The organism is Streptomyces sp. GLSS-08, assembly GCF_056387915.1.
The window spans coordinates 170,839-196,745 of sequence record NZ_JBWJAQ010000002.1 but is presented as its reverse complement, the minus strand read 5'-3'; the positions used below and the strand labels follow the sequence as shown (position 1 = coordinate 196,745).

At 71.3% G+C, this 25,907-nt stretch carries 19 protein-coding genes; 15 read left to right on the top strand and 4 right to left on the bottom strand.

Going from position 1 to position 25,907, the window contains the following annotated elements:
- From AC0ZLC_RS03580 to AC0ZLC_RS03535, 10 genes are all read left to right on the top strand, one after another.
- Window positions 1-3,939 carry a type I polyketide synthase gene (locus AC0ZLC_RS03580; protein WP_476750381.1) on the top strand — a complete coding sequence of 1,313 codons (3,939 nt, stop codon included), beginning with the start codon at window positions 1-3 and terminating at the stop codon, window positions 3,937-3,939.
- The gene (locus AC0ZLC_RS03575; RefSeq protein ID WP_476750380.1) at window positions 3,921-4,928 is read left to right on the top strand and encodes a 3-oxoacyl-ACP synthase III family protein; all 1,008 of its coding nucleotides are present in this window, start codon (window positions 3,921-3,923) and stop codon (window positions 4,926-4,928) included. The genes AC0ZLC_RS03580 and AC0ZLC_RS03575 overlap by 19 nt, the downstream gene beginning before the upstream one ends.
- Window positions 4,925-6,322, top strand: coding sequence for an NAD(P)/FAD-dependent oxidoreductase (locus AC0ZLC_RS03570; RefSeq protein ID WP_476750379.1), 1,398 nt, complete (start codon window positions 4,925-4,927; stop codon window positions 6,320-6,322). Before AC0ZLC_RS03575 ends, AC0ZLC_RS03570 begins: the two co-directional genes overlap by 4 nt.
- The gene (locus tag AC0ZLC_RS03565; protein WP_476750378.1) at window positions 6,319-7,368 is read left to right on the top strand and encodes an AfsA-related hotdog domain-containing protein; all 1,050 of its coding nucleotides are present in this window, start codon (window positions 6,319-6,321) and stop codon (window positions 7,366-7,368) included. Before AC0ZLC_RS03570 ends, AC0ZLC_RS03565 begins: the two co-directional genes overlap by 4 nt.
- Window positions 7,369-7,371: 3 nt before the next feature.
- The gene (locus tag AC0ZLC_RS03560; protein WP_476750377.1) at window positions 7,372-8,703 is read left to right on the top strand and encodes a protoporphyrinogen/coproporphyrinogen oxidase; all 1,332 of its coding nucleotides are present in this window, start codon (window positions 7,372-7,374) and stop codon (window positions 8,701-8,703) included.
- Window positions 8,700-9,533 (top strand): SDR family NAD(P)-dependent oxidoreductase, encoded by an 834-nt coding sequence (locus AC0ZLC_RS03555; RefSeq protein ID WP_476750376.1) that lies wholly within the window; start codon window positions 8,700-8,702, stop codon window positions 9,531-9,533. The genes AC0ZLC_RS03560 and AC0ZLC_RS03555 overlap by 4 nt, the downstream gene beginning before the upstream one ends.
- 7 nt (window positions 9,534-9,540) lie before the next feature.
- Window positions 9,541-10,548 (top strand): acyl-CoA desaturase, encoded by a 1,008-nt coding sequence (locus AC0ZLC_RS03550; protein ID WP_476750375.1) that lies wholly within the window; start codon window positions 9,541-9,543, stop codon window positions 10,546-10,548.
- Window positions 10,549-10,594: 46 nt separating this feature from the next.
- Window positions 10,595-12,220 carry an AMP-binding protein gene (locus AC0ZLC_RS03545; RefSeq protein ID WP_476750374.1) on the top strand — a complete coding sequence of 542 codons (1,626 nt, stop codon included), beginning with the start codon at window positions 10,595-10,597 and terminating at the stop codon, window positions 12,218-12,220.
- Window positions 12,221-12,565: 345 nt separating this feature from the next.
- Entirely contained in the window at window positions 12,566-13,402 is an 837-nt protein-coding gene (locus AC0ZLC_RS03540) for an alpha/beta fold hydrolase (protein WP_476750373.1), read from the top strand.
- A complete protein-coding gene (locus AC0ZLC_RS03535) occupies window positions 13,395-13,979 on the top strand; it encodes a TetR/AcrR family transcriptional regulator (RefSeq protein WP_476750372.1) in 585 nt (194 codons plus the stop codon). The genes AC0ZLC_RS03540 and AC0ZLC_RS03535 overlap by 8 nt, the downstream gene beginning before the upstream one ends.
- A gap of 178 nt (window positions 13,980-14,157) precedes the next feature.
- Here AC0ZLC_RS03535 and AC0ZLC_RS03530 read toward each other — a convergent pair whose 3' ends face one another.
- Window positions 14,158-15,693: an AMP-binding protein gene (locus AC0ZLC_RS03530; protein WP_476750371.1), complete on the bottom strand. Its 1,536-nt coding sequence runs from the start codon at window positions 15,691-15,693 to the stop codon at window positions 14,158-14,160.
- Between the two features lie 173 nt (window positions 15,694-15,866).
- On the opposite strand from AC0ZLC_RS03530, the gene AC0ZLC_RS03525 reads away from it, so the two are divergent.
- Both AC0ZLC_RS03525 and AC0ZLC_RS03520 read left to right on the top strand, forming a co-directional pair.
- Window positions 15,867-16,820 (top strand): carbohydrate kinase family protein, encoded by a 954-nt coding sequence (locus AC0ZLC_RS03525; RefSeq protein WP_476750370.1) that lies wholly within the window; start codon window positions 15,867-15,869, stop codon window positions 16,818-16,820.
- Between the two features lie 197 nt (window positions 16,821-17,017).
- Window positions 17,018-17,302 carry a hypothetical protein gene (locus AC0ZLC_RS03520; RefSeq protein ID WP_476750369.1) on the top strand — a complete coding sequence of 95 codons (285 nt, stop codon included), beginning with the start codon at window positions 17,018-17,020 and terminating at the stop codon, window positions 17,300-17,302.
- 288 nt (window positions 17,303-17,590) lie between these two features.
- Here AC0ZLC_RS03520 and AC0ZLC_RS03515 read toward each other — a convergent pair whose 3' ends face one another.
- The 3 genes from AC0ZLC_RS03515 to AC0ZLC_RS03505 all read right to left on the bottom strand — a co-directional run bounded on the left by AC0ZLC_RS03515 (window position 17,591) and on the right by AC0ZLC_RS03505 (window position 21,590).
- Complete coding sequence (locus AC0ZLC_RS03515) at window positions 17,591-19,975, bottom strand: phosphoketolase family protein (protein ID WP_476750368.1); 2,385 nt, start codon at window positions 19,973-19,975, stop codon at window positions 17,591-17,593.
- 292 nt (window positions 19,976-20,267) lie between these two features.
- Window positions 20,268-20,465 (bottom strand): hypothetical protein, encoded by a 198-nt coding sequence (locus tag AC0ZLC_RS03510; RefSeq protein ID WP_476750367.1) that lies wholly within the window; start codon window positions 20,463-20,465, stop codon window positions 20,268-20,270.
- 183 nt (window positions 20,466-20,648) lie between these two features.
- On the bottom strand, window positions 20,649-21,590 hold the full coding sequence (locus AC0ZLC_RS03505) for a DUF2382 domain-containing protein (RefSeq protein ID WP_476750366.1): 942 nt from the start codon (window positions 21,588-21,590) through the stop codon (window positions 20,649-20,651).
- A gap of 208 nt (window positions 21,591-21,798) precedes the next feature.
- Here AC0ZLC_RS03505 and ligA point away from each other — a divergent pair, with 208 nt between their 5' ends.
- The 3 genes from ligA (at window position 21,799) to AC0ZLC_RS03490 (ending at window position 25,588) form a co-directional block, all read left to right on the top strand.
- Window positions 21,799-23,883, top strand: a complete 2,085-nt coding sequence (gene ligA, locus AC0ZLC_RS03500) for an NAD-dependent DNA ligase LigA (RefSeq protein WP_476750365.1) — start codon at window positions 21,799-21,801, stop codon at window positions 23,881-23,883.
- Between the two features lie 126 nt (window positions 23,884-24,009).
- On the top strand, window positions 24,010-24,432 hold the full coding sequence (locus AC0ZLC_RS03495; protein WP_476750364.1) for an ester cyclase: 423 nt from the start codon (window positions 24,010-24,012) through the stop codon (window positions 24,430-24,432).
- A 79-nt stretch (window positions 24,433-24,511) separates the two neighbouring features.
- Window positions 24,512-25,588, top strand: coding sequence for a LuxR C-terminal-related transcriptional regulator (locus AC0ZLC_RS03490; protein ID WP_476750363.1), 1,077 nt, complete (start codon window positions 24,512-24,514; stop codon window positions 25,586-25,588).
- Window positions 25,589-25,907 lie beyond the last annotated feature (319 nt).

Here is a 25,907-nt window from a genome sequence, read left to right as displayed (position 1 = left end):
ATGACCGACGACGACAGGACCCTGCGCTATCTCAAGCGCGTGGTCGCCGAACTTCAGAGCACCCGCGAGCGGTTGCAGCAGGCTGAGCAACTCCTGTACGAGCCGGTCGCGATCGTCGGCATGGCCTGCCGGTATCCGGGCGGTGTCACGTCCGCCGCCGATCTGTGGGAGGTCGTGGACCAAGGGCGGGACGTCGTCGGGCCCTTTCCCGACGACCGGGGCTGGGACCTCGACGGCCTCTTCGACGACGACCCCGACCGCTCCGGGACCACGTACGCCCGATCCGGTGGCTTCCTCCACGGGGCGACGGAGTTCGATGCGGAATTCTTCGGCATCGGGCACACCGAGGCGCGTGCCATGGACCCGCAGCAGCGGCTGCTCCTGCAGACCGTCTGGGAGTGCCTGGAGGACGCCGGAATCGACCCCGGCACACTGCGTGGCTCACGTACAGGCGTGTTCGTGGGGACGACCGGGCAGGATTACGCCCTGCTCGCCCGCTCCGGTCCGAGCGATCTGGAGGGCTACTGGGGCATCGGCTCGGCCGGCAGCGTGCTGTCGGGGCGGGTCTCGTACTCCATGGGCTTCGAGGGTCCGGCGCTCACCGTCGACACGGCATGTTCCTCGTCCCTGGTCGGTGTGCATCTGGCGGCGCAGGCACTGCGCCGCGGCGAGTGCTCCCTCGCGCTCGCCGGTGGCGTCACGGTGATGTCCACGCCGGGCCTGTTCACGGAGTTCAGCAGGCAGCGCGCCCTGTCGCGGGACGGCCGATGCCGCTCCTACGCGGAGGCGGCCGACGGAACCGGCTGGGGCGAGGGCGTCGGAGTCGTCCTCCTCGAGCGGCTCAGCGAGGCCCGCCGCAATGACCACCGGGTCCTCGCCGTCGTCCGGGGCTCAGCAGTCAACCAGGACGGCGCGAGCAACGGACTGACCGCGCCCAGCGGCACCTCTCAGCAGCACGTCATCAGCCAGGCGCTCGCCTCCGCCCGTGTCCGTCCGGCCGATGTCGACGTCGTCGAGGGCCATGGCACCGGGACCACACTGGGCGACCCCATCGAGATCGAGGCGCTGGACGCCGTCTACGGCCGGGAGCGCGGGGAACGACCGCCTCTATTCCTGGGCTCGTTGAAATCCAACCTCGGGCACAGCCAGGCGGCCGCCGGTGTCGGCGGGCTCATCAAGATCGTCCAGGCCCTGCGCCACGAGCTGCTTCCGCGGACCCTGCACGTCGACCGGCCCACGTCGAAGGCCGACTGGTCCGGCGGCATCTCCCTGCTGGTGGAGGCCACACCCTGGCCACGTGGGGAGCGGGTCCGTCGCGCGGGCGTCTCGTCCTTCGGCATCAGCGGCACCAACGCCCATGTGGTCGTCGAGGAAGCACCGGTCGGCGGACCGGAGGGCGAGGAAGAACCGCCCGGCCTTCCCGCGGTCCCGTGGGTGCTCTCCGCCAGGACTCCGGCCGCCCTCCGCGACCAGGCCCGCCGCCTGCACACCCACCTCGTCGCGCATCCCGGCGCCGGGCCCACCGAGGTCGGCGCGGCCCTCGCCCGCGGCCGCACCCGCTTCGAGCACCGGGCCGTCGTCGTTGGCGCGGACCTTGCCGAACTCCTGGCCGGTCTGGCGGTGTTGGCCAAGGGCGAGCACTCGGCCAACAACGTGCAGGGCGTAGCGGCACGGGCCGGCAAGACCGCCTTCCTCTTCTCCGGGCAAGGCTCCCAGCACGTCGGCATGGGGCATGAACTCGCCGCCGTATATCCGGTGTTCGCGGAGGCCCTGGACGCGGTATGCGCCGAGCTCGACCGTCGTACGGAAATGCCGTTGCGGCAGGTGATGTTCGCCGCCCCGGGCACCCCGGAGGCAGAGCTCGTGCACCGCACAGGCCACACCCAGCCCGCTCTGTTCGCCCTGGAGGTCGCCCTCTACCGCCTCGTCGAATCGTGGGGCCTCACCCCCGATCTCCTGTTGGGCCACTCGATCGGCGAACTGTCCGCCGCTCATGTCGCCGGGGTCCTCTCCCTCCCCGACGCGAGCACTCTGGTCGCCGCCCGCGGCGCACTGATGCAGGCGCTGCCGAAGGGGGGCGCGATGGTCGCGGTGGAGGCCTCGGAGGAGGAGGTGCGCACCAGCCTGTCGGGGTACGAGCAGTTGGCGGTGGCAGCCGTCAACGGACCTCGCTCCGTGGTCGTCTCCGGTGCCACGGACGACCTCGACACCTGGGAAATACCTTGGCGGCAGCGGGGCCGCCGCACCCGCAGGCTGCGGGTGAGCCACGCGTTCCACTCACCCCTGATGCGCCCCATGCTCGGTCGCCTCGCCGAGATCGCGGGCGGCTTGAGCTACCGGGCACCGCGCATCCCGATCGTCTCCAACGTCACCGGCACCCTCGCCGACCCCGCCGCACTCGCCACCCCCGGCTACTGGGTGCGGCATGCCGAGCTTCCGGTCCGCTTCCAGGACGGCGTACGCACCCTGGAGAACGCGGGGGTGACCGCTTTCCTGGAGCTCGGCCCGGCCGGGGTACTCACCGGCATGGTGCAGGACTGTCTGGCCGAACCGTCCGCCGCCGTCCTCGCCTCCGCGCTCGACGGACGCAGGCGCGAGCCCGCCGCGCTCCTTACCGCGCTCGCGGAGCTGCACACCCACGGCGCGGGCGCCGACCCGGCGGGTCTGTTCCCGCCGGCCGCCGGTCGCGGGGTGAACCTTCCCACGTACGCATTCCAGCCCCGCCGCCACTGGATCGACGTACTGCGGACTGTCAGCGGTACGCAGCGGGCGGACCGCGACGCGCCCTCCCCCAGCGGGACTTCGCAGGAGCTCGAGGAGCCGGCCCGAGACGTCCTGGGCCTGGTCCTGGCCGCGGTCGCCCTCGTCCTCGGATACAAGGACAGCACTGCGGTGGACCCGGGCAGATCCCTCCTGGAACTCGGCATCGACTCCCTCGGCGCGGTCCGGCTCCAGCGGCGGTTGTCCACCGTCACCGGACTCGACCTGCCGGCGACACTCCTCGTGGACCACCCGACCCCGGTGTCGGTCGCCGATCATCTGCGGCCGCTGGTCGGGCAGGCCATGCCCGAAACCCGGGAGCCCGCGGCGGCCCCGGCGGCCGACCCGACCCCATACACCACCCTGCTCCGGTCCGCCCATCTGCGCGGCGAACTCGCCGCCACCGTCCCGTGGCTGCGGGAGGCCGCCGCCGCGCTCCCCACCTTCTCCTCCCCCGGCCGGCTCACCGCAACGGGCGGACCCACCCTCGTCTCCGACGGCGTCGCCGAGCCCGCCGTGGTCTGCGTGCCGTCGTTCCTGGCCGGTTCGGGTCCGCACCAGTTCGCGCGATTCGCCGCGGGCTTCCGCCGTCGCCTGCGGATGTCGGCGCTCACTCTGCCGGGTCTCGGCGGCCCCTCACCCCTCCTCCCGAGATCCTGGCGCGCGGCGGCCGACACACTGGCCGCCGAGACACTCACAGCCGCGGCCGGTGCCCCCGTGCTGCTCGTCGGCCATTCCATCGGCGGGGCCCTCGCGCACGCCGCGGCCGCGAGCCTCGAACGTGCCGGACACCAGGTCGCAGGTGTCGTCCTGATCGATACGTACGAGCCCGAACCCGCCCGGCAGAGCGAGGTCTTCGCCTGGGCCATGGGCCGCGTCCTCTCCAGGGACCAGGCGTCGGCCGGCGTCGACGAAGCGGCTGTGCTGGCCATGGGCGGCTATCTGCGCCTCTTCGACGACTGGGCCGCTGACCCGCTCGCCGCCCCGGCACTGCTCCTCAGGGCCGAACGCGGCCCCGACGCGCCGAACAGCCAGGACTGGCCGCTGTGGGGCGCGGCGGACACCGTCACGCCGGTCCCGGGTGATCACTTCTCGCTCCTCGAGGAACACGCCGCCGAGACGGCACGGACTGTTGAGGACTGGCTTCGAAAGGAACGTTCATGCAGCCCGTCGGCATAGTCGACTTCGGGAGCTATCTGCCCGAGAACGTCGTGGGACCCGAGTTCTTCCACGACCCGGACGCTCCGGTGGACCCACTCGCCGGCGCCCCGCTGTTCAAGGTCCCCGCGACACGGCACCACGTCGCACCGGACGAGCGGGCCGCCGACATGATCGCGAAGGCGGCCGAGCCGCTCTTCGAGCGGCTCGGGAGGAAACCCCAGGCGGATGTGCTCCTCACGAACGTGCTGCTCCCGGACGAGCCGTTCATGGGCGTCGGCGCCCAGGCCGCGCACCGGCTCGGCATCGACCCCGAGTGGGTCGTGGACCTGCACAACGGCGGCTGCGCCTCCTTCGTCTACATGCTGCAGCTGGCACAGAAGATCATGGCCGACGGCTCCGCGCGTACCGCTCTGATCGCCAATGTGCAGAACACCGCGGGGCAGATGTTCGCCCAGTCCGAGGTGCGCAAGCACCCCCACGCGGCGGTACCGGGCGACGGGTGTGGCGTGGCCTATCTGGAGGCGGGCGGTGGGTCGCCGATCCTCGGCGTGAGCAAGCGGAGCACTCCCGCGTACTCGGTCGACCTGGGGCTGTCCGCTCCGGACGGGCGCAAGTACTGGGAGCCGGGCACCGGGCAGACGGACATCTGGTTCGACAACGAGAAACAGGCTCAGATCCTGGGCCGCGGCAACGCTCTGGTCCCCGAACTCGTCCGGGAGCTCTGCTCGGACCTCGGCGAGGAACCGTCCGGCATCGACGTCCTCGTCACCAACCAGCCGAACCGGATCTTCCTGAGGAACTGGCGGCGGGCCCTGGAACTCGACGAGAAGCGGCACTTCGACACCTTCGACCGCTTCGGCAACCTGTACGGCGCCGCCGTTCCCGTCACCCTCGACCAAGCCGCGCGCGCCGGCGAGCTGCGCGACGGCGACCTCATCGTGATGTCCGGCTTCGCGCACGCCGGCGATTTCGCGGCCGCGGCGGCAGTGCGCTGGAACGCGTCATGAGCGGCGGCACGGGAGGCACCGCGACGGAGGATTTCGACATCGTCATCGTCGGAGCACGCTGCGCAGGCTCCACGCTCGGCGCACTCCTCGCGCGCCGGGGACTGCGGGTCGTCGTGCTCGATCAGGCCTCACAGATCCGTTCGACGCTCTCCTCGAACATCCTCCAGGCCGATTCCCTGGAATTCCTCGACCGTCTGGGCGTGACCGACGAGTTGAGGGTGGCCGGGGTCACCACGATGACCCATGTCGACATGCGTCTGGAGGAGTTCCGCTGTGTGGCGGCGTTTCCGCAGCGGGAGGGGGACGTGGGCGGCGCGGCGTGCATCCGCCGGGAGGTCCTCGATCCGGTGCTGGTGGGCGCGGCCCGCGCGTCGGGCGCCGAGGTGCGCCTGGGCACCCGGGTCGTCGGGGTGATCCGCGAGGACGGCCGCGTCTCGGGGGTCAGAGCCGTGTCGGGGGGCACCGAGACCGTCCTGCACGCCCGCCTCGTCGTCGGCGCCGACGGCCGGAACTCCAAGGTGGCCGAGACCTGCGGCTCCCGCATGTATCACGTCTGCCCGGGTGAACGCGGCTACTACTGGACCTACTTCGAAGGCGCGGACTTCGGCGCGGACCCCACCTTCGTCTTCCACCGCTGGGGCGACCGGCACATGCTGGGCGGCCCCGCCGACAACGGCCTGTACATCGTGGGCGTCTCCCCGCAACAGCACGAGCGGGAGTCCTTCCGCGCCGACGCCGAAGGCTCCGTACACGCCCACGTCCTGCGCTGCGCACCCATCGCCAAGGCTCTTTCGGGCGCCACCCGGGCGAGCAAGATCTACGGGATCCGCCGTTTCGTCGGGTACTTCCGCGAAGCGGCGGGCGCCGGCTGGGTGCTGCTCGGGGACGCCGGACACTTCAAGGACCCGGCGGGCGGGCGGGGCATCGGGGACGCCTTCCACCAGGCGGAGCGGCTCGCACCCGCGATCTCGGCGGCTCTGCCCAACCCCGCCGGAATCGACCTCGCCACCGCCGAGTTCGGCGCATGGCGGGACCGCACCTACGCCGAGTACTACGGCCTGGCGGCGGACCTCGGCGTCGCGGGTCCCATCGCGGGCGTCGTCCCGCGGGTCGTCGGCAGGCTGCACGCGAAGGGGAAGGTCGACGGCGTACTGGACCTGCTGAGCCATCGCACCTCCGTCATGGACGTCCTCACCCCCGGGCGGGTGCTCGGCGCCACCGGCGCGGCCGTACTGCGCGGCCGGGGCCGACGCCGTGCCGCGCTCGGCGAGTTGGGGCGGCTCGCCACCACGGAGGTCCGCCGCCGCAGCGCCATGCGCACGCCCGTATATCAGAGCGGCGCCCAGCCACGCCCCGTACAACAGGACCCGCTTGAACCGGAGTCGATCCGATGACCAGTCCGCTTCCTTACCCCGTCATCCCCGGCCCGGTGCTGCCGCCCGGCGTCCAGCTGGGCTTCGAGCAGACCGTGCCACGCTCGTTCGCACACCGCAGACAGATCGGCGAGGTCTTCGTCGCGGACTCCGCGCAGAGCTCGGACGTCGACTTCCATGTGTCGTTCCAGATCCCCCGCGCGCACAGCCTGTGGTCCGACCGCAACGAGGCGTATCACGACTCGCTCGCGTCCGCCGAGGCCGCGCGGCAGGCCATCTTCGTGCTGCTGCACCGCCATGTGGGCGTGCCCGTGGGGCTACCCTTCAGCCTCCAGCGGATCACGCTGCGGGTCGAGGACCCGGCGGCGTACAGGGACGATGGGATCTCCGCGCTCCAGGGCCGTCTGCACTACCGCGTCGCCGAACAGCAGGGCAGAGGCTCCGACGTGGTGAGCATGACCCTTGAAGGCGCCATGGAGATCGACGGCCGCCGGGCGATGACGCTCGGCGCGGTCCTCGCCTTCATGTCGCAGGAGGACTACGACATCTTCCGTGCCTTCCAGCGGGCCCAGAAGCCGGTGGAGGACAGCCGGCCGACCCCGGCACACCGGCTCGCGCCCTCCCTGGTCGGCCGCGAGATCCCGCGCAACGTCGTCATCGGTTCGACGGGCCCGACGGGCTCGGAGCCCCACGACGGCCCGATCCGTTATCTCCTCGCCGCCGACCGGCGCCACCCTGCCTTCTTCGACCACGAGTACGACCATGTGCCGGGTCCTCTGATGGTCGAGGGCATGCGGCAGGCGGCCGTCGCGGCGGCCTGCCGGGGCGGGGCCATCGCATCCCCCCACGCCTTGGCGGTCGGCTGCGACGCGGCCTTCCTGGACTTCGCCGAGTTCGAGGCGGACGTCGTCTACGAGGCTCAGGCCTCGGTCCCCGGCGCGGACGGCAGGCTGCCGGTGGCCGTGCGCATCCAGCAGTTCGGCAAAACGATCGTCGAGGGCCGTATCGAGCTGTTGCCCGACGCCGGCCCGCATCCCCGTTCGACCACACAAGGCCACGGAGTCTGATCCATGTCATTGAAACGTACCCGGCGCCGCGTGGCCGTGGTGGGCGGCGGCATCGCCGGTCTCACTGCTGCGCTCCGCCTCGACCTGCTCGGTCACGACGTCGAAGTCATCGAATCCCAGGGCACGTTGGGTGGCCGCTTCGGTCTCGGCAGACTGGGCGACCGGGAGGTCATGACGGGCGGCAAGAACATCGGCCGCCAGTACCACACCTTCCGCTGGTTCACCTCGGAGCTCGGCTCGGACCGGTACGAAAGCTTCGGATACAACGCGTCCCGCATCAAGGACGGCGCGGTGCTCACGATCGACAGTGAGCGCCGCGGTCAGACCCTGAAGAACGTCCGGCGCATGGGCTCGACCCGGGACTTCGCCCGAATGGCGGGCATGGCGGCCCGTATCCGCGCCGACCGGCGCAACCGCTTCCTCGGCTCGCGCTACTTCAGCGGTGTCTCGGCACGGCACGACCACGCCCCGCTCAGCGCGTTCTTCGGCGCCCAGATGACGGACATGCTGGTGCGGCCCATGGTCCTCCGCAACAACGGAGCGGAGCCCGACGAGGTCTATCCCGGCACGTTCGGCACCAACCTCGCGATGCTGCTGGACCATTACGACCAGTTGTCGGGCGGTATCCAGCCCGTCCTGGCGGCATTCGCGAAGCGGGTGCCCGTCCGTCTCGACTCGAAGGTCGAGGGCGTGGAGATCCGCGACGGCCGGGTCACGGGTCTGCGGATCTCTCAGGAGGGCGCCGCGGCCACGTCCCGCGACTACGACGGCATCGTCCTTGCCACCCCTGCCTACGCCACCGCCGAGATCGTCCGCTCGGCTCGGCCGGCACTCGCCCGCCGCCTCGACGACGTGAACTACTTCCCGTCGACCGTGGTGCTCGTCGAGTACGACCGGGACATGTTCACACATGACGTGCGGGCGCTCACCATGGACGACGGACCATGCAGCAACGCCGGCTCGTACGGCCAGGGGGACCGCCACATCGTCCGCTACACCTACAGCGGCCGTGAGGGCAGGCTCACCGACCTCAGCGCCGAGAACATCGACCGGCTCACACGTGAGACCGAGCAGCGCCTGGTGACCCACCTGGGAGCGCCGCGCGCCGAGCGCGTCAACCTCCTGGTCAAGCACTGGAAGGCCGCCTACAGCGGCTATCTCCCCTACCACGCTGAGTTCCTGGCCGAAATCCGCGAAAGCGTCACGGACATCGCCGGCCTGGAGCTCGCGGGTGACTACATCCAGGGAGTGTCCATCGAGGCATGCGCGCGGACGGGCCGTGCCGCGGCCGGGCGGCTCGCCGAGCACCTCGGCTCTCCGGTGTCCCCCGCGTGAGCGGCCCGGAGTGGGCGGTGGTCACCGGCGCGTCGTCCGGCATCGGCGAGCACCTCGCCAGGGGCCTGGCCGCGCGCGGATACGGCCTGTGGCTGATCGCGCGGAGGACCGAGGTCCTGGAGCTGCTCGCCGAGGAACTGCGGGACAGGCACCACGTGAGCGTGCGCGTGAGGACCTGCGACCTCGCCGACCCGGCCGCGCGCGAGAAGCTGGCCGGGGAGCTGGCCGGGGAGCCGGTCTCCGTGCTCTGCGTCAACGCCGGGTTCCCCACCTGCGGGCCGTTCAGCGAGAACGACCCGGCGGAGGAGACCGCCGAGGTCCAGGTCAACGTCGTCTCGCTGCACGCCCTCACCCAGGCCCTTCTTCCCGGGATGCTGGCCCGCCGGCACGGTCGCGTCCTGGTCACCGGCTCCACCGCGGGCTGCCAGCCCGTGCCGACTGCGGCCACCTACTCGGCGACCAAGGCCTTCGCCAATGCCTTCGCCGAGTCGCTGCACATCGAACTGCGCGGCACCGGGGTGAGCTGCACACTGCTCGCACCCGGACCCGTGCGCACCGCTTTCTATGCGACGGGCGGCATTTCAAGCCTGCAGAGGCACGCGTTTCTCGCCTGGCTCACGCCCCGGCGCGTCGCCGAGGCGGGCCTGCGAGGCATGGCGCGGGGGCGTCGTGTCGTGGTCCCCGGCCCTGCCGCCAAGGCCCAGTACCTCGCTGGCCGCCACCTCCCCCGCGCACTGCTCTTCCCCTTGCTGCGCGCGGCAGTTCTTCCCCTGTTCCGCAATGCCAGGGGCACCGTCGCGAACCGTCAGACAGTCAACTCCCGGAAGTGAGAAGCACATGGACGGCAAGAAGCATCGCTGGTTCATACTCGGGGCGTCGCTCATTCCGCTGCTCGCGGTCTTCGGCGCCATGGGGCTGCTGTGGAACGAGATCTTCGGCTGGTCGGACGTCGTCGTCCTGGTCATCATGTACGCCGTCTCCGGCTTCGGGATCTCCGCCGGGTACCACCGCATGCTGACCCACCGATCGTTCGAGACCTACAAGCCCATCCGCATCGCCCTCGCCACCGCCGGAGTGATGGCGGGGCAGGGCCCGCCCCTGATCTGGGCCGCGCACCACCGCAAGCACCACCGCGTCGCCGACAAGCCGGGCGACCCGCACTCCCCGCACCTGGACTTCGAACCCGGCTTCAGGGGCACCGTGGCCGGACTGTGGCACGCCCACCTGGGTTGGCTCTTCGACGTCGGCCTCAGCTCCGACCCGATGCGCTACTGCCCCGACTTGGTCCGAGAGAAGCCCCTGCGCTGGCTGAGCGAACATCTGGTCCTGGTCACCGCCTCCAGTGTGGTCCTGCCCGGCCTCATCGCCTTCGGCATCACCGGCGGATCCCTCCGGGCCGGCCTTACGGGAACGCTGTGGGGCGGCCTTGTCCGCATCTTCCTCATCAACCACATGACGTACGCCGTCAACTCCGTCGGGCATGTCTTCGGGCGTCGCCGCTTCGAGACCACCGACCAGTCGCGCAACGTCGCCTGGCTGTCGATCCCTTCGTTCGGGGAGGCCTGGCACAACAACCACCACGCCTTCCCCCGCTCCGCCCGCCACGGCATGAAGTGGTACGAGATCGACCTCTCCGCGATCCTCATCTGGTCGCTGGAGAAGAGCCGTCTGGCCTGGAAGGTCGTTCGCATCGACCCGGACCGCATGACCATGCGCGAGGCCAATGTCAGCCGCGTCTCCGGCTCCTCCCTGGACGAGAGGGAACTCCTGGAGTCCCAGCAGAAGATCGCGCCCATGGCCGAACGCGACCGCGGCTCCGACGCCTCCCTCGTCGACGTCGAATAGCCACACCGGGGAAGCCGAACGAGACGAGAGACGGGGAAACACGTACATGGATTTTTTCAGCGCCCTGACCGACGGTGCCTCGCACGGTGTACTGCACGAGTGGAACGGCGAAGCGTTCGCACACACACCCTGGCGCGAGGTCGTCGGGGACGCACACGGATTGGCCGCAGGGCTCCGCGCCCTCGGTGTGCGACCCGGAGCCCGGGTCGCCTGCATCCTCACCAACACCCCCGACACGGTCCGCGGACTGCTCGCGATCTGGCTCGCGGGCGGCGTGGTGGCCTCGCTCCCGTTGCCCACACGGGGACAGAGCCCCGAAGCGTACGGCCAGCAGCTCGTCGCCCTTTCGGCGCGGCTGGACCCGGCACTCCTGCTCGTCGACGACTGGCTGACGGGCATGGTCCCCGGGGAGCTGACCCGGCAGCTTCCGGTGCGCGGCTGGTCGGCCCTGCGCGGCTCGGGACGCATCGAGCCGAGTCCGCCGGGACGGGACGACCTGGCGTTCGTCCAGTACTCGTCCGGCTCCACCAGCACACCCAAGGGGTGCGCGCTCACCACCCGTGCCATCGAACAGCAGTTGCAGATCATCCTGCATCTGACGGGCGGCCGGCCGGGCGCGGACACCGTGGCCTCCTGGCTCCCGCTCTCCCACGACATGGGCATGTTCGGCTGCCTGCTGTACTCGTGGGCGTACGACTTCGACTTCGTGCTGTCCACACCCGACCGGTTCGGGATGGCGCCGCGCAGCTGGTTCCGGGACATGTCGGAGTACGAGGCGACGATGACGGCGGGCACCAGCACCGCCGTGTATCTCGCGGCGCGGGCGCAGGGGCGGGGCTCGCTGCCCAGGGAGCTGAAGCTGCGGGCTGCCGTGATCGGAGCGGAGCGCGTCGACTGGGACACACTCAGCACGGCGACGGAGAAGTTCCGGCCGTTCGGTCTGACCGACTCCGCGTTCCAACCCGCGTACGGCATGGCCGAGGCCACGCTCGCGGTGACCGGCAAGCCCTGGGCGCAGGCGCCGACCGCACTCGCCTTCGACGGGCCCGCGCTCGTCGAGGGCTCGGTGATCGAAGTGGCGCCCGACCATCCGAAGGCCACCCGGCTCGTCTCCAACGGCTGCGCGCTGCCCGGTGTTTCCGTGCGCGCCGGGTCGAACGGCGCGATCGCGGAGATCCAGGTGTCCTCACCGAGCCTGGCGAGGGGCTACTACGCGGACCCGGAGCGCACGGCCGCCCGATTCCGGAATGGCTGGCTGCGGACCGGTGACCTGGGCTTCATCAAGGACGACGAGCTCTATGTCCTGGGCCGCGCCGACGACATGCTGTCGGTGGGCGGGCGGAAGGTCTACGCCTCCGAGATCGAGTCGGCAGTCGACAGCCTGAAGAATGTACGCAAGGGGTGTGCGGCGGTCGTCGACACGGGTGACTCGGGAAGGTCGCGGCTCGTCCTGATGGTGGAGCCGCAGGGCAACCCGCGCGACTACCGGCCCATCGCCGAGGAGGCGGCGTCCCTGGCCATGGAGAAGGCCGGGGTCGCACTCGCGGAGTGCCTCTTCCTGCCGCGCGGCGTGCTGCCGAAGACGCCCAGCGGCAAGATCCAGCGGTTCCGTTGCCGGGTGCTGCTCGCCGAAGGACAGCTCGAGCCCGTCGCCCGCGTGACCTTCGCCTGACGCCCGTGTGCGCCTGCCGAGGCCCGGTCGGGCCTCGGCGCCGGGCCGCACTCTCCGGCGGGCCGGCCCCACACCGGCGGCTCATTGAGCACGGTGGTGGTTACCAGGAGGACGGGGGTGAGGTCCGGGTGACCACGGCGGGGAGCCTTTCATTCTCGATGACCTGTCGCGGCAGTGACAGCCCGAAGTGCTCACCGGCAACCTTCAGCACTCGACGCTTGGCTTCAACAGGCGTACGCGCCGCCCCTGGTAACCGGCCGGACTTGACTGTCATAGCTATGGGCATTAGCTTCTGGCTAGTCGCATTAGCTTGTAGCTATTGCGCTTGACGAGCAGGGAGATGTCATGGCTGAGTTCGTCTCCGTCCCGGGCGGCACCATCGCCTACGAGGCCGCCGGAGAAGGCCCGCTGGTCGTCCTGGCCCACGGCATGGGGGACAGCCGAGCGGCGTACAGGTTCGTCCTGCCGCGTCTGGTGGCGGCGGGGTATCGAGTGGCCGCGGTCGACCTGCGGGGCTGTGGCGAGTCGAGCGCGCAATGGCCTTCCTACTCGCGCACCGACATCGCGGGCGATCTGCTCGCGGTGATCCGCCACATCGCCGGCGGCCCGGCCGTCCTGGTCGGCCACTCGATCTCCGGCGGCGCCGCCACCATCGCGGCCGCCCAGGATTCCGGCCTGGTCAGGGGCATCATCGAGCTGGGCCCCTTCACGCGCGCACAGTCGATCAAATTCGGCGACTTCCGCTCGAAGAGCTACCGCAGGGGTGCCTTCCGGCTGCTCGGCTCCAGCCTGTTCGGCAGCAAGGGACTGTGGTCCCGCTATCTCGACCACGCCTACCCGGGCCGCAAGCCGGCCGACTGGACCGACAGGCTGGCCCGCATCGAGGCGATGCTGGGCGAGCCCGGCCGGATGCGGGCGATGCAGAAGATGGGGCAGTCGGCGCCGGCCGACGCGGGCGCCCAGTTGGGCAACGTACGGTGCCCCGCCCTGATCGTGCAGGGCTCGCTCGACCCCGACTGGGGCGATCCGCGCGCCGAGGGCGAGGCGATCGTGGCCGCGATGCCGGCCGGTGTCGGAGAACTCGCGGTGATCGACGGAGCCGGCCACTACCCGCACGACCAGTACCCGGAGGAGACGGTGTCCCTGATGCTGGCCTTCCTGAGCGCACACGCCCGTGCCTAGGGCGGGCCTCGATACGAGCGCCGTCGTCGCGGCGGGAGCGGCGCTCGCCGACGAGGTCGGTTTGGCGGGCCTGACCATGGGTCTGCTGGCCGACAGGCTCGGCGTACGGCCGCCGTCCCTGTACAAGCACGTCGGCTCCCTGCACGAACTGCGGCACGGCATCTCCGTCCAGGCCAAGCGCGAATTCGCCCATCAGCTGGCCCGGGAGTCCGTCGGCCGTTCCGGCCCGGACGCGGTCCGGGCGTTCGCCGACAGTTACCGCCACTGGGCCCTGGAGCATCCCGGCCGCTACGCCGCCACCGTCCCCGCTCCGGCGGCCGGTGACGAGGAGGACCGCCGCGTCAGCGAAGCGGCGTTGCAGGTTCTGCTCGACGTCCTCGCCGGTTTCGGCCTGCCCGACGCGCGGGTAGTCGACTCCGCACGGGCGCTGCGCTCGGCACTTCACGGGTTCGTCACCCTTGAGGGCACCGGCGGCTTCAGGATGCCCCGCGACGTCACGCGGAGTTTCCACTTCCTCATCGACACCCTGATCGCCGGCTTCCAGGCCGACCCTCCTGACCGCGCTTCCGAAGGATGACATGGCCGCCACCGATCCCTCCCCGTCCACCCTGTTGCGTGCGACCCACGATCAAGCGGAGCGCCCAGCACGCCGGTGACCGGCGGAGACCTGGGTGCTGGCCCGCCGGCCGGGCCGCCGCCGTGCCGAGCGGACAAGGGCCCACGGCACCGGCACCGCAACAACCCGACGGGAAGCGTCAGTGCACGCCTCGCTCGTGCCCCTTCCAGTACGGCGCGCGCAGTTTGTACTTCTGGAGCTTCCCCGTGGCCGTGCGGGCCAGTTGGCCGCGGAACTCCACCGAGGTGGGGGCCTTGTACCCGGCGAGGCGCTCCTTGCAGTGGGCGATCAGCTCCTCCTCCGTGACCTGCGCGCCGGGGGCGAGGACGACCAGCGCCTTGACCGTCTCACCCCACTTCTCGTGCGGCACTCCGATGACCGCGGCCTCGGCGACCGCGGGATGTCCGAAGAGTGCGTCCTCCACCTCGATCGAGGACACGTTCTCGCCGCCGGTGATGATCACGTCCTTCTTGCGGTCGCTGATCGTCAGGTATCCGTCCTCGCCGACGGACCCGCCGTCCCCGGTGTGGAACCAGCCGCCTGCCAGGGCTCGCGCGCTCTCCTCGGGCTGGTCCCAGTAGCCCCCCAGGACCACGTTCGAGCGTGCGAGGATCTCACCCTCGTCGTCCGTGCGCAGGGTGACGCCCAGCGCGGGAGCGCCGGCCCGCACGAGCTTCTCCGCGCGCGCCTGGGGGTCGAGGCCGTCCCATTCGGCGCGGGAACGGTTGACCGTGAGGAGCGGCGAGGTCTCGGTGAGACCGTAGATCTGGACGAACTCCCAGCCCAGCTCGGCCTCGACGCGTGCCACGGTCTTCGTGGGCGGCGGCGCCCCGGCGACGATGATCCGCACCCGGTCCCGGCCGGGGATCTCCCCGCCCCACGCACGCGCCGCGGCCAGCACGGCGTTGACGACGGCGGGCGCCGCGCACATCACCGTCACCCCGTGCTCGGCGACCCGGCGCAGGATCTCGGCCCCGTCGACCTTGCGCAGCACGACCTGCCGCACGCCCAGGGCCGACATCGCGAACGGCATGCCCCATCCGTTGGCGTGGAACATCGGCAGCGTGTGCAGATAGACGTCCCGGTCGGTGACACCCGCGTGCAGTGCGAAGGTGACGGCGTTGACCCAGATGTTGCGGTGCGTGATCTGCACGCCCTTGGGACGGGCCGTCGTGCCGCTGGTGTAGTTGACGGTGGCGGTGGCGTTCTCGTCCGCCTGCCAGGGCCGCGGCTCCGTCCCGAACCGGTACAGCTCGGTGTCCGCGACGGATCCGAGCGTGAACCGGTGCTTGCAGTCCACACCGGCGAGGCGGTCCGTCAGTTCGGGGTCGACGAGGAGCACGCTCGCGCCGCAGTGGCCGACGATGTAGCCCACCTCCTCGGCCGTCAGCCGGAAGTTCACCGGCACCAGGACCCGGCCGTGGCCGCTGACCCCGAAGAACGAGGTGAGCAGCCGCGCGCTGTTGGGCGAGACCACCGCCACCCGTGCGCCGTGCGGCACCCCGAGCGCGTCGAGCCCGGCGGCCTGGGCACGCGCCAGCTCGCCGACCCGTCCGTACGTGAGCCCCTCCCACGGCTCGGCGGGCTGGTCGGGTTCGTCGACGATGCCGATCCGGTCGGCGTACACGGTGGTGGCGCGGTCCAGGAAATCCCGGGCCCCGAAGGGGACGATCATGTTGGCTCCCGTAGCTCGGACGGTGTACGGCTTCTATCCGGCCATGGCGCGCGCGTCCCTACAACCCCGCGTTGCCGTCGCTCCACCCGGCCCGCAGTGCCCTCGGACGGGTGGCCCTGCCCACCGGCGGGGGCCCGCCATACTGGGACCCGCGGGAACGGAGAGGCGGACAGGTGACGCAACAGCAGTGGCAGTACGACGTGTTGGTGGTCGGCGGCAGCGGGGTGGACACCATCGTCCGCGTCGACTCCCTGCCGGTCCCGTTCGCCGACTCGGTCCACGTCGGCCCCATCGAGGAGTGGCCGGGCCATACGGGGGGCAACGTCGCGCTGGGCACCCGCGCGCTCGGCCTGGAGGTGGGTTTCCTCGACTGCATCGGCGACGACCGGACCGGTGCGCAGGTACGCGAGCGCCTGGCCGAGGGAGGCGTGGACTTCGTCCCGTCGATCTCACCGGCGGGCACGCGCCGTGCGGTGAACCTGGTCGACGCCACCGGCCGGCGGATGTCCTTCTACGACGCCCGCGACCCGGACGGCCTGCGGATGCCCCGGGACTTGTACCTGCCCCGGCTGCGACGCACCCGGCACGTCCATCTGTCCATCATGAACTTCACGCGCTTCCTGTTCGACGACATCGAGGACGTCGGCGTCCCCGTCTCGACGGATCTGCACGACTGGGACGGGCTGGCCGAGCACCATCGGGAGTTCGCCCTCCGTTCCGACCTCGTGTTCCTCAGCGCGGCGGGCGCGGGTGAGGGCACCCCGGCCCTCATGCGGGAGATCCTGCGTGCCGGGCGTGCCCACACCGTCGTCGCCACGGCGGGCGCGGACGGCTCCTACGTCCTGATTCGCGACGGCGGCTCCTCCCCGCACCACGTCCCGGCCGTCGCCCCGCCCGCCCCGGTGGTGGACTCCAACGGCGCGGGCGACGCGTACGTCAGCGGCTTCCTCTACGGGCGGCACAGCGGCCGGGACGTGCTCGGCTGCGCCCGGCTGGGCGCCATCGCGGGCGCCCACGCGTGCACCGCCCCGGGCTCCACCGCGCTGATCACCGCAGACGCCCTCCTCGCGGCGGACCGGGCCGCCGATGCCCGAGGGCGCCTGACACCCGGGGCCCGCGGACAGTGAGGGGCCCGGCCCCGGACCCGGTGACGGGGGCAGCGGGTCCGGGCCTCGGCTCGCGTCGGTGCGTGCGACTCCGGGCCCACGACCTCTCGCCGCGGCACGTCCGACACGGACGGTGACGCGCGCACCGTGGTGACACCCGGCGTACGCACCACGTGTCGCGGCGGGCCCGCGCGATGGCGCGCCTAAGATCCGTCGCTGTGGCAGACACCTTCGACGAACTGGTCGAGAAGCAGCAGGTAGCCGACGAGGCGCACGCGAAAGTCCTGGAGCTGCGGGACAGGTTCGGGGCGCCGATGCAGCAGGGAGGCTGGACGGCTCGGCAGTCCGAGACCTACGAGACGGCGTGGCGCGCGTGGCGCGACCTCACCCGGGACGTCCAGGCCGCGGCGACCGAGTACGCGAAGGCCACCGGCCAGGAGCGCGCGGAGGTCGAGGCGGCCGTACGGCAGCGGGCGGGTTCCCCCGAGCCGCAGGACCAGTAGCCGGCGTCGGGCGTCCGCCGGAAGGACGCCCACGGCCCGGCGGTCGCCCGAGTGGCCCGCCCGTACGGGGTTCTGCTCGCCGGTTACGCCGGCGGGTGGACGGCGACCGCGGACATCGTCACGGACAGGTGCGGGCTCCGCGCTCGGCGGCCCGCTCTCCCGGTCCCGTCCGGTCCCGCCGGAACCCGTCCGGCCGATGCTCGCACTTCTGCCGTGCCCGCGACTCTCGGGGCACGGCAGAAGTGCCAGTCGGCTGGCCCTCGCGCCCGGGGACGGGCGCAGCGGGTCTCAGCCGTTCCAGGACCAGTCGGCGACCTCCGGCAGGTCGGTTCCGTGTTCGCGGATCCAGGCGTGGTGCCGGGTGCGGACGTCGACCATCTGCTGGCGTACGGAGGCGGCGCGGACGGCGAGGCCGGGGACGCGGTCGATGACGTCCATGACGAGCCGGTAGCGGTCCAGGTCGTTGCGGACCACCATGTCGAAGGGCGTCGTCGTGGTGCCCATCTCCTTGTAGCCGCGCACATGGAGGTTGGCGTGGCCGGTGCGCCGGTAGGTGAGCCGGTGGATCAGCCACGGATAGCCGTGGTAGGCGAAGACGACCGGCTTGTCCTCGGTGAACAGCCCGTCGTACTCGGCGTCGGGCATGCCGTGCGGGTGTTCCTCGCGGGGGAGCAGACGGGTCATGTCGACGACGTTCACGACGCGCACCGCCAGCTCGGGCAGATGCCGCCGGAGCAGGGCGGACGCGGCGAGGACCTCCTGGGTGGGGACGTCACCCGCGCAGGCGAGGACGACGTCCGGCTCCCGGTCCCCGTTCTCGGAGCCCGCCCACTCCCAGATTCCGGCACCGCGGGCGCAGTGGGCGCGGGCCTGGTCGAGGGAGAGCCAGTCGAAGCAGGGCTGCTTGCCCGCGACGATCACGTTCACGTAGTCGCGGCTGCGCAGGGCGTGATCCGCCACGGAGAGCAGGGTGTTGGCGTCCGGCGGCAGATAGACCCGGACGACGTCCGGGCTCTTGTTGAGGACGTGGTCCACGAAGCCCGGGTCCTGGTGGGAGAAGCCGTTGTGGTCCTGGCGCCAGACGTGCGAGGTGAGCAGGTAGTTGAGGGAGGCGATCGGCGCGCGCCAAGCCAACTCCCGCGATGTCCGCAGCCACTTGATGTGCTGGTTGACCATCGAGTCCACGATGTGCACGAAGGCCTCGTAGCAGGAGAACAGCCCGTGCCGCCCGGTCAGCAGGTACCCCTCGAGCCAGCCCTGGCAGAGGTGTTCGGAGAGGATCTCCATCACCCGGCCGTGGTGGTCCAGGTGTTCGTCCACCTGGAGGGTCTGCGCCTGCCACGCCTTGCCGCTGGCACCGTAGACGGCTTCGAGCCGGTTGGAGGCGGTCTCGTCCGGGCCCACGACCCGGAAGTCACGGCGGTCCGCGGAGTCACGCATGACCTGTTCGAGCAGGTCGCCGAGGATCCGGGTGGGCTCGTGCACGGACGCGCCCGGCTTGTCCACGGGCACGGCGAAGCGGTCGAGGAGGGCGATGGGCAGATCGCGCACGAGCAGACCGCCGTTGGCGTGCGAGGTCGCACCGAGGCGGTGCGCTCCCTCGGGGACGCAGGCGAGGACGTCGGAGGTCGGCCGTCCGTCGGCGTCGAAGAGTTCCTCGGGGCGGTACGAACGCAGCCAGGTCTCCAACTGCCGCAGATGCTCCGGGTTCTCGCGCACCTTCGACAGCGGCACCTGGTGAGCGCGCCAGGTGCCCTCGACGGGCAGGCCGTCGACCTCGCCGGGACCGGTCCAGCCCTTCGGCGTGCGCAGCACGATCATGGGCCAGCGTGCCCGCTCGGGCACGCCGTCCACGCGCGCCGTGCGCTGCACGAGTGCGATGCGGTCCAGCGCCTGGTCGAAGGCGTCGGCCATGGCGCGGTGGACCTGGCGGGGGTCGTCGCTGGTGACGTGGATCGGTTCGTGGCCGTATCCCCGCAGCAGTTCGTCGAGTTCGGACTCCGGGATACGGGACAACACGGTCGGGTTGGCGATCTTGTACCCGTTCAGGTGGAGGATCGGCAGGACGGCGCCGTCGTTGACCGGGTCGAGGAACTTGTTGGAGTGCCAGGAGGCGGCGAGCGGGCCGGTCTCCGCCTCGCCGTCACCGATGACGCAGGCGACCAGCAGGTCGGGGTTGTCGAAGGCGGCTCCGTAGGCGTGCGCGAGGGAGTAGCCCAGTTCGCCGCCCTCGTGGATCGAGCCCGGCGTCTCCGGAGCGACGTGGCTGGGCACTCCGCCGGGGAACGAGAACTGCCGGAAGAGCCGGTCCATCCCGGCAGCGTCCCGTGAGACGTTCGGGTAGGTCTCGCTGTAGCTGCCCTCCAGCCAGGAATTCGCGAGCACGGCGGGGCCGCCGTGGCCCGGCCCCCACACGCACAGCGCGTCGAGACCGCGGGCCTTGATCACCCGGTTGAGGTGGGTGTACACGAGGTTGAGGCCGGGCGAGGTGCCCCAGTGGCCGAGCAGTCGCGGCTTGATGTGGGCCGGGGTGAGGGGCTCGCTCAGCAGCGGGTTGGCCAGGAGGTAGATCTGGCCCACGGCAAGGTAGTTGGCCGCCCGCCAGTGGGCGTCCAGGGTGCGCACCTCCTCGTCGCTCAGCACGGTGCTTCCCTGGTGTTCGGCCTTGGTCATCGTGACTCCGTACGTCATCGGGCGGGCGGGGCGGAAGGCGGCGACGGCGCCGACGTGCGTCCAGCATTACGCCGGGCGTCTGCCCGCTGCGCGCCGTTTCGTGCGCTTCGGCCGAAACCGGACCGTTCGACGCGGCGAACGGTGGCGTCGCACGGGCCGCCGTGGACCCGGTCGTGCCCGTGGCAAGCGGTGGCGTCGCACCGGCCGCCGTGGACCCGGTCGTGCCGCACGTCCTGGAGGGAGCGGAGGTCCGATGCGGTGCGGGAGTTCCGCCGCTTGTGCGAGGGGCGTCTCAGGCGGCTTCCGCGCCCGGACCCTCCCGCTCCACGGACGGCCTGGCGGGCCCCGCCTTCGGCACGAGCCACAGGTGCCCCCGGCGCCGCGCGTGCCGCGCGCCCCGCACGGGACGGAACATCCTCTCCTCGTACCGGTCCAAGAGCAGTAACAGGCCGAGCAGCAGAGGCGGCACACCGACCGCGATGAAAACCATGCCAAGTCCCCCTTCGGCGCCCTCCTGGCCGAGTAGCCCGGTTCCCGCCCGGCGAAAGCCGCGGACGGTGAAGGACGCGTGACCATTCCGTGGAGGGGGAGGCGGCCGGGAGCCTCTGCCCGCAAAGGGGGTCGCGTCCGTCCGGCACCCCGAGGTCACCGGACGGACGCGCGACGAAGGAGCCTACCGGCGCGGGCCGCCCTCCTCCTCGTCGTCGTCCATGACGCCCTCGGTGGCTATCTCCTCACGGCGGGCCTTACCCGTGACCGTCTCGTTCTCGACCTGCTCCTCGGTGCTCAGCCGTACGCGTTCCACCGGGACCGTTTCCGTCTCCACCACGGGGCGTTCGGCGTGGAGGGTGACCTCGTGCTCGGCCTCGGTGATCTCCGGGCCGGACAGCGCTGCGTCCCGATTGGCGTCGGTGATGGGTTCACGCTCGATACGGACCTCTTCGTGCCGCAGCGGGACGGTGCGCTGCACCTCTTCCGTCACCACGTACTTGCGCAGGCGGGCGCGACCGGTCTCGTACCGTTCGGCACCGACGTGCACCTGCTCCTCGGAGCGTGTCATCGCGTCGTCGCCGCGCATGTCCTCGCGTTCACCGGAAACGCCGCCCGCGGCGCCACGGCCGGTACCTGCCATCCCCGGCCTGCCGGCCATGCCCCCGGAGTCGGCGGTGTCGTCCATTCCGGTCGTGCCGGTGGTGCCGGCCATTCCGGTCGTGCCGGTCATCCCCGCGGTGCCGGTGGTCCCGGAGTGGGCCCAGCCCTCGCCGCCGGGCTGGTTCGCCTGCTGCCACGCGTCGTCCCAGTCGATGCCGTAGTGCTCGTAAAGACGGTGCTCCTCGGCTTCGGACAGATGCCCGCCGCCGTCCACGTCGACATTGGGCGCGTCCTTGACCATGCCCTTGGCGTACGGCACCTCGAGGTGATCCTCCACCACCACCGCCTCACCGATCGGCACGAACGACTCGCTGGTGCCGAACAGTCCCGTCTTGACGCTGACCCATTCCGGCTGGCCGGTGGCGTCGTCGTAGAAGACGTGCTTCGCCTCGCCGATCTTGTTGCCTTCGGAGTCGTAGACAGGGTGTTCCAGAACCGTCGAGATCTGCTCCTGCGTGATCATTCCTCAGCACCTTCCCTCTGTGCTTCTCAGCGTGCTCTTCAGCATTCGGCTCTTGCACGGGTCACCGGGACCTATGGGTACGAAACGCAAAGAAAGGGACTAATGTGTCAGTGCGTTGATCGCGCGGCGACCGAACGGTGACCGACGCAGCGCGTGACGGGACGTCCACAGCGCGGCATTGTCAGTGGTGGCGGGCAGGATGGCGGCCATGACCACACCCGCAGCAGTGATCGTCGATGCCGCCGGCTACGCCGAGGCCGTCGAGGAGGCCGTGAAGGCATCGGCCGCCTATTACACGGGCGGCACGTCCGCGCTGGACGACGACGCCTACGACCGGCTGGTGCGCTCCATCGCGGCCTGGGAGGCCGAGAACCCGGACCGGGTCCTGCCCGACTCTCCCACCGGGAAGGTCGCCGGTGGCGCGGTCGACGGCGACGTTCCGCACACGGTGGCGATGCTGAGCCTGGACAACGTGTTCTCCGCCGAGGAGTTCACCGCGTGGACCGCGTCGCTGGCCCGCCGGATCGGCCATGACGTCACGCGGTTCAGCGTCGAACCCAAGCTGGACGGGCTGGCGATCGCCGCCCGTTACACCCGGGGACGCCTGGTCCGGCTCGTCACGCGCGGCGACGGCACGGCCGGGGAGGACGTCTCGCACGCGATAGGCACCGTCGACGGCCTGCCGGTCCGGCTGGCCGAACCGGTCACGGTGGAGGTGCGCGGCGAAGTCCTCATGACCACCGGCCAGTTCGAGCATGCCAACGAGCTGCGCACCGCCCACGGCGGGCAGCCGTTCGCGAACCCGCGCAACGCCGCCGCGGGCACACTGCGCGCCAGGGACCGCGCCTACACGGTGCCGATGACGTTCTTCGGCTACGGCCTGCTGCCGCTCGCCGGCACCGACCCGGACCTCGCGGCGCGACTGGGTGAACTCGCCCACGGCGACCTCATGTCGGAGGCCGCCCGCCTCGGGGTCAACACCCCTGGTGACACCGCCGTGTCAGGCGTCGTGGTCGACACGGCCGAACAGGTCCTGGTCCGCGTCCGGGAAATCGCCGCGCTGCGGGCAAAGTTGCCGTTCGGGATCGACGGAATCGTCGTCAAGGCCGACCTGGCCGCCGACCAGCGGGCCGCGGGTTCGGGCTCGCGCGCTCCCCGCTGGGCGATCGCCTACAAACTCCCCGCAGTCGAGAAGATCACCCGCCTGCTGGGGGTGGAGTGGAACGTGGGCCGCACCGGCATCATCGCCCCTCGCGCGGTCCTGGAGCCGGTCGAGATCGACGGCTCCGTCATCACCTACGCCACCCTGCACAACCCGGCCGACATCACCCGCCGCGACCTGCGCCTGGGCGACCATGTGATGGTCCACCGCGCGGGTGACGTCATCCCCCGCATCGAAGCCCCCGTCGCGCATCTGCGCACCGGCGAAGAACAGCCGATCGCCTTCCCCGCCGCCTGTCCGCGGTGCGGCTCCGCCATCGACACCGGCGAGCAGCGCTGGCGCTGCGAGAACGGCCGCAACTGCCACCTGGTGGCCTCCCTCTCGTACGCGGCCGGACGGGACCAGCTCGACATCGAGGGCCTCGGAGCCACTCGCGTCGTCCAGCTGGTCGAGGCGGGCCTCGTGTCCGATCTCGCCGACCTGTTCGCCCTCACCCGGGACCAGCTCCTGAGCCTGGAGCGCATGGGCGAGACCAGCACCGACAACCTCCTCGCCGCGATCGCCGCGGCCAAGGGACAGCCCCTGTCGCGGGTGCTGTGCGCGCTCGGCGTACGGGGTACCGGCCGCTCCATGTCCCGGCGCATCGCCCGGCACTTCGCCACGATGGACGCCCTCCGCGCCGCCGACGCCGCGGCGATACAGCAGGTCGAGGGCATCGGCACCGAGAAGGCCCCCTCCATCGTCGCCGAACTGGCCGAACTGGCCCCGCTCATCGACAGACTCACCGCGGCCGGGGTGAACATGTCCGAGCCCGGAGCCACTCCGCCGGCCCCCGCGGGCGATGACGCCGACGGCGCGGCGGCCGTGGCGCCCGCGGCCGGGCCACTCGCCGGGATGACCGTCGTCGTCACCGGCGCGATGACCGGCGCCCTGGAGAAGCTCAGCCGCAACCAGATGAACGAACTCGTCGAGCGCGCCGGGGGGCGCTCGTCCTCCAGCGTCTCCAAGAAGACCGGTCTCGTGGTCGCCGGCGAGGGTGCCGGGTCCAAGCGTGCCAAGGCCGAGGCGCTGGGGGTGCGCCTTGTCACTCCGGCCGAGTTCGCCGTCCTGGTCGCGGATCTCCTCGACTGACCTGAGACTGTCCGGCCGATCATGCGCTGGGCCGGCTGCCGGATGCCGACCGGATGATCCTGGCGGCATCCGATACCCCAGGTTTCTGGGGTACCCCGGTCGTGTCCGCGGTTGAAGACTGGGGGCATGGACATCATCGAGCAGAACAAGAAGACCGTTTCCGACTTCATCGAGGCGCTGTTCACCAAGGGTGACCTCGGCGCCGTCGACGCCTGGCTCACCGAGGACTTCGTCGATCACGATCCACCTTTCGGCGGGCCGGCCGACCGCGAGGGGATGCGCGGGGCGGGCGCGATGTTCCGTGCCGCGTTCCCCGACTGGCACAGCGACACCGAGCTCATGATCGGCGAGGGTGATCTGGTGGCCGAGCAGTTCACCGCCAGTGGCACACAGCGGGGCGAGATCCTCGGAGCAGCTCCCACCGGGCGCACGCTCAGCCTTCCCGGCATCAATGTCTTCCGGCTCCGTGACGGCCGCGTGGTGGAGCGCTGGGGCCGGCTGGACGAGCTGGGCCTGCTGCGCGGGCTCGGTCTCGTCCGGGGGCCCTGAGCAAGTGGGCGCGCCCCGCCGACGGGCGCCCGCCGCCCGTCCGGTGCGGGCGGTGGGCGCGAGGAGTAGCGTCGTACACATGGTCGCGACAGCGACGGCACACCAGGCCGAGGTCCTCATCGACCGCTGCCACGCGGGCCTGGACGTAACGAGTCTGAGCACGGAGGCGCTGCGCCGGATCCGGCGTCTCCTGTCCGTCGACGCGGTGTTCTTCGCGGCCGTCGACCCCGCGACGCTGCTGTTCACCTCGGCGGTCGCCGAGGAACCCCTGGCCGAGGCACGGACGCTGTTCCTGGACAACGAGTTCGGCCGGGCGGACGTCAACAAGTTCGCGGCGCTCGCGAGGTCCGGCGATCCGGTCGGCTCCCTGGACCGGGCCACTCTCGGCGACCGGTCCGCCAGCGCCCGCTACCGCGAGATCATGGCGCCGCTCGGGCTCGGCGACGAGCTGCGCGCGGCCCTCATCAGCGGCGATGGCTGCTGGGGGGTGCTGTGCCTGCACCGAGAGGACGCCTCCGCCGGCTTCGACTCCCGTGACCTGGCACTGGTGCGGAACATCGCACCGCACCTCGCGGAGGGCCTGCGCAGGGCCGTGACCTTCGAGTCCACCGCCGCGGGCGCCCCGGCTCCGGCCGCCCCCGGCATCATCGTGCTCGACGCCGGTCTGACCGTCGTGTCCATGAACCCGGAAGCGCACGCCTGGCTGGCGGAGACCGAGGACGCCAGCGGCGCGGGCACCGGCGGACTGCCGCTGGCCGTGCAGGCGGCGGCCTCCCGGCTGAGCACCCTGGAGCAGGCATCCCCCACGCTGCCGGCTTCGGCCACCGTGCGGCTGCGCGGCCGGTCCGGACGATGGTTCACGCTGCACGCCACCCGCCTGCACGGGCCAAGCGAATCGCAGATCGGCATCGTGATCGAACCGGCCTCTCCCACCGAGACCGGCTCCCTGCTGCTGAGCGCGTACGGCCTCACCGACGCGCAGACCCGCGTCGCGGCCATGGTCGTCCGGGGAAGCTCCACCCGCCAGATCGTGCGGGAGCTGCACATCTCCGCCAACACCGTGCAGGAGCACCTGACCGCGGTCTTCGACCGGGTCGGCGTACGCAGTCGACGCGAACTCGTCGCGACGGTCCTCGCGGACCGCGGCCGCTCCTGAGCGGCGGCCACAACCGGTGCGTGACACATCCTCCCCGGAAGACGCGGCCGTCGCCCCGGTACCCCGCCACCTGGCGCGGGGCGACGCGGAGGCGCCGCGCACCGCGGAGAACGCCGCATCCCAGCGTCGCATTCGGGTCTTGCAGCGCCTGCGGTCCGCCCGCTGACCTTGAGTGAAGACCAGGAGAGCGGGCGGCAGAAGTGCCATGGCGCACGTCACATCCGACCGGGGGTGGCGCGGGAACTCCCCACAACGGTTTATCGTTCATCTATACGTGGCTGCGGAGGGGACAGTGTCCCCGGGCCTCACCCATGGCCCA

What these genes read in the sequence shown, in the direction of transcription:
- AC0ZLC_RS03580 (WP_476750381.1), top strand. Translation starts at nt 1, where the DNA reads ATGACCGACGACGACAGGACCCTGCGCTATCTCAAGCGCGTGGTCGCC.
- AC0ZLC_RS03575 (WP_476750380.1), top strand. Translation starts at nt 3,921, where the DNA reads ATGCAGCCCGTCGGCATAGTCGACTTCGGGAGCTATCTGCCCGAGAAC.
- AC0ZLC_RS03570 (WP_476750379.1), top strand. Translation starts at nt 4,925, where the DNA reads ATGAGCGGCGGCACGGGAGGCACCGCGACGGAGGATTTCGACATCGTC.
- AC0ZLC_RS03565 (WP_476750378.1), top strand. Translation starts at nt 6,319, where the DNA reads ATGACCAGTCCGCTTCCTTACCCCGTCATCCCCGGCCCGGTGCTGCCG.
- AC0ZLC_RS03560 (WP_476750377.1), top strand. Translation starts at nt 7,372, where the DNA reads ATGTCATTGAAACGTACCCGGCGCCGCGTGGCCGTGGTGGGCGGCGGC.
- AC0ZLC_RS03550 (WP_476750375.1), top strand. Translation starts at nt 9,541, where the DNA reads ATGGACGGCAAGAAGCATCGCTGGTTCATACTCGGGGCGTCGCTCATT.
- AC0ZLC_RS03545 (WP_476750374.1), top strand. Translation starts at nt 10,595, where the DNA reads ATGGATTTTTTCAGCGCCCTGACCGACGGTGCCTCGCACGGTGTACTG.
- AC0ZLC_RS03540 (WP_476750373.1), top strand. Translation starts at nt 12,566, where the DNA reads ATGGCTGAGTTCGTCTCCGTCCCGGGCGGCACCATCGCCTACGAGGCC.
- AC0ZLC_RS03530 (WP_476750371.1), bottom strand. Translation starts at nt 15,693, where the DNA reads ATGATCGTCCCCTTCGGGGCCCGGGATTTCCTGGACCGCGCCACCACC.
- AC0ZLC_RS03515 (WP_476750368.1), bottom strand. Translation starts at nt 19,975, where the DNA reads ATGACCAAGGCCGAACACCAGGGAAGCACCGTGCTGAGCGACGAGGAG.
- AC0ZLC_RS03510 (WP_476750367.1), bottom strand. Translation starts at nt 20,465, where the DNA reads ATGGTTTTCATCGCGGTCGGTGTGCCGCCTCTGCTGCTCGGCCTGTTA.
- AC0ZLC_RS03505 (WP_476750366.1), bottom strand. Translation starts at nt 21,590, where the DNA reads ATGATCACGCAGGAGCAGATCTCGACGGTTCTGGAACACCCTGTCTAC.
- ligA (WP_476750365.1), top strand. Translation starts at nt 21,799, where the DNA reads ATGACCACACCCGCAGCAGTGATCGTCGATGCCGCCGGCTACGCCGAG.
- AC0ZLC_RS03495 (WP_476750364.1), top strand. Translation starts at nt 24,010, where the DNA reads ATGGACATCATCGAGCAGAACAAGAAGACCGTTTCCGACTTCATCGAG.
- AC0ZLC_RS03490 (WP_476750363.1), top strand. Translation starts at nt 24,512, where the DNA reads ATGGTCGCGACAGCGACGGCACACCAGGCCGAGGTCCTCATCGACCGC.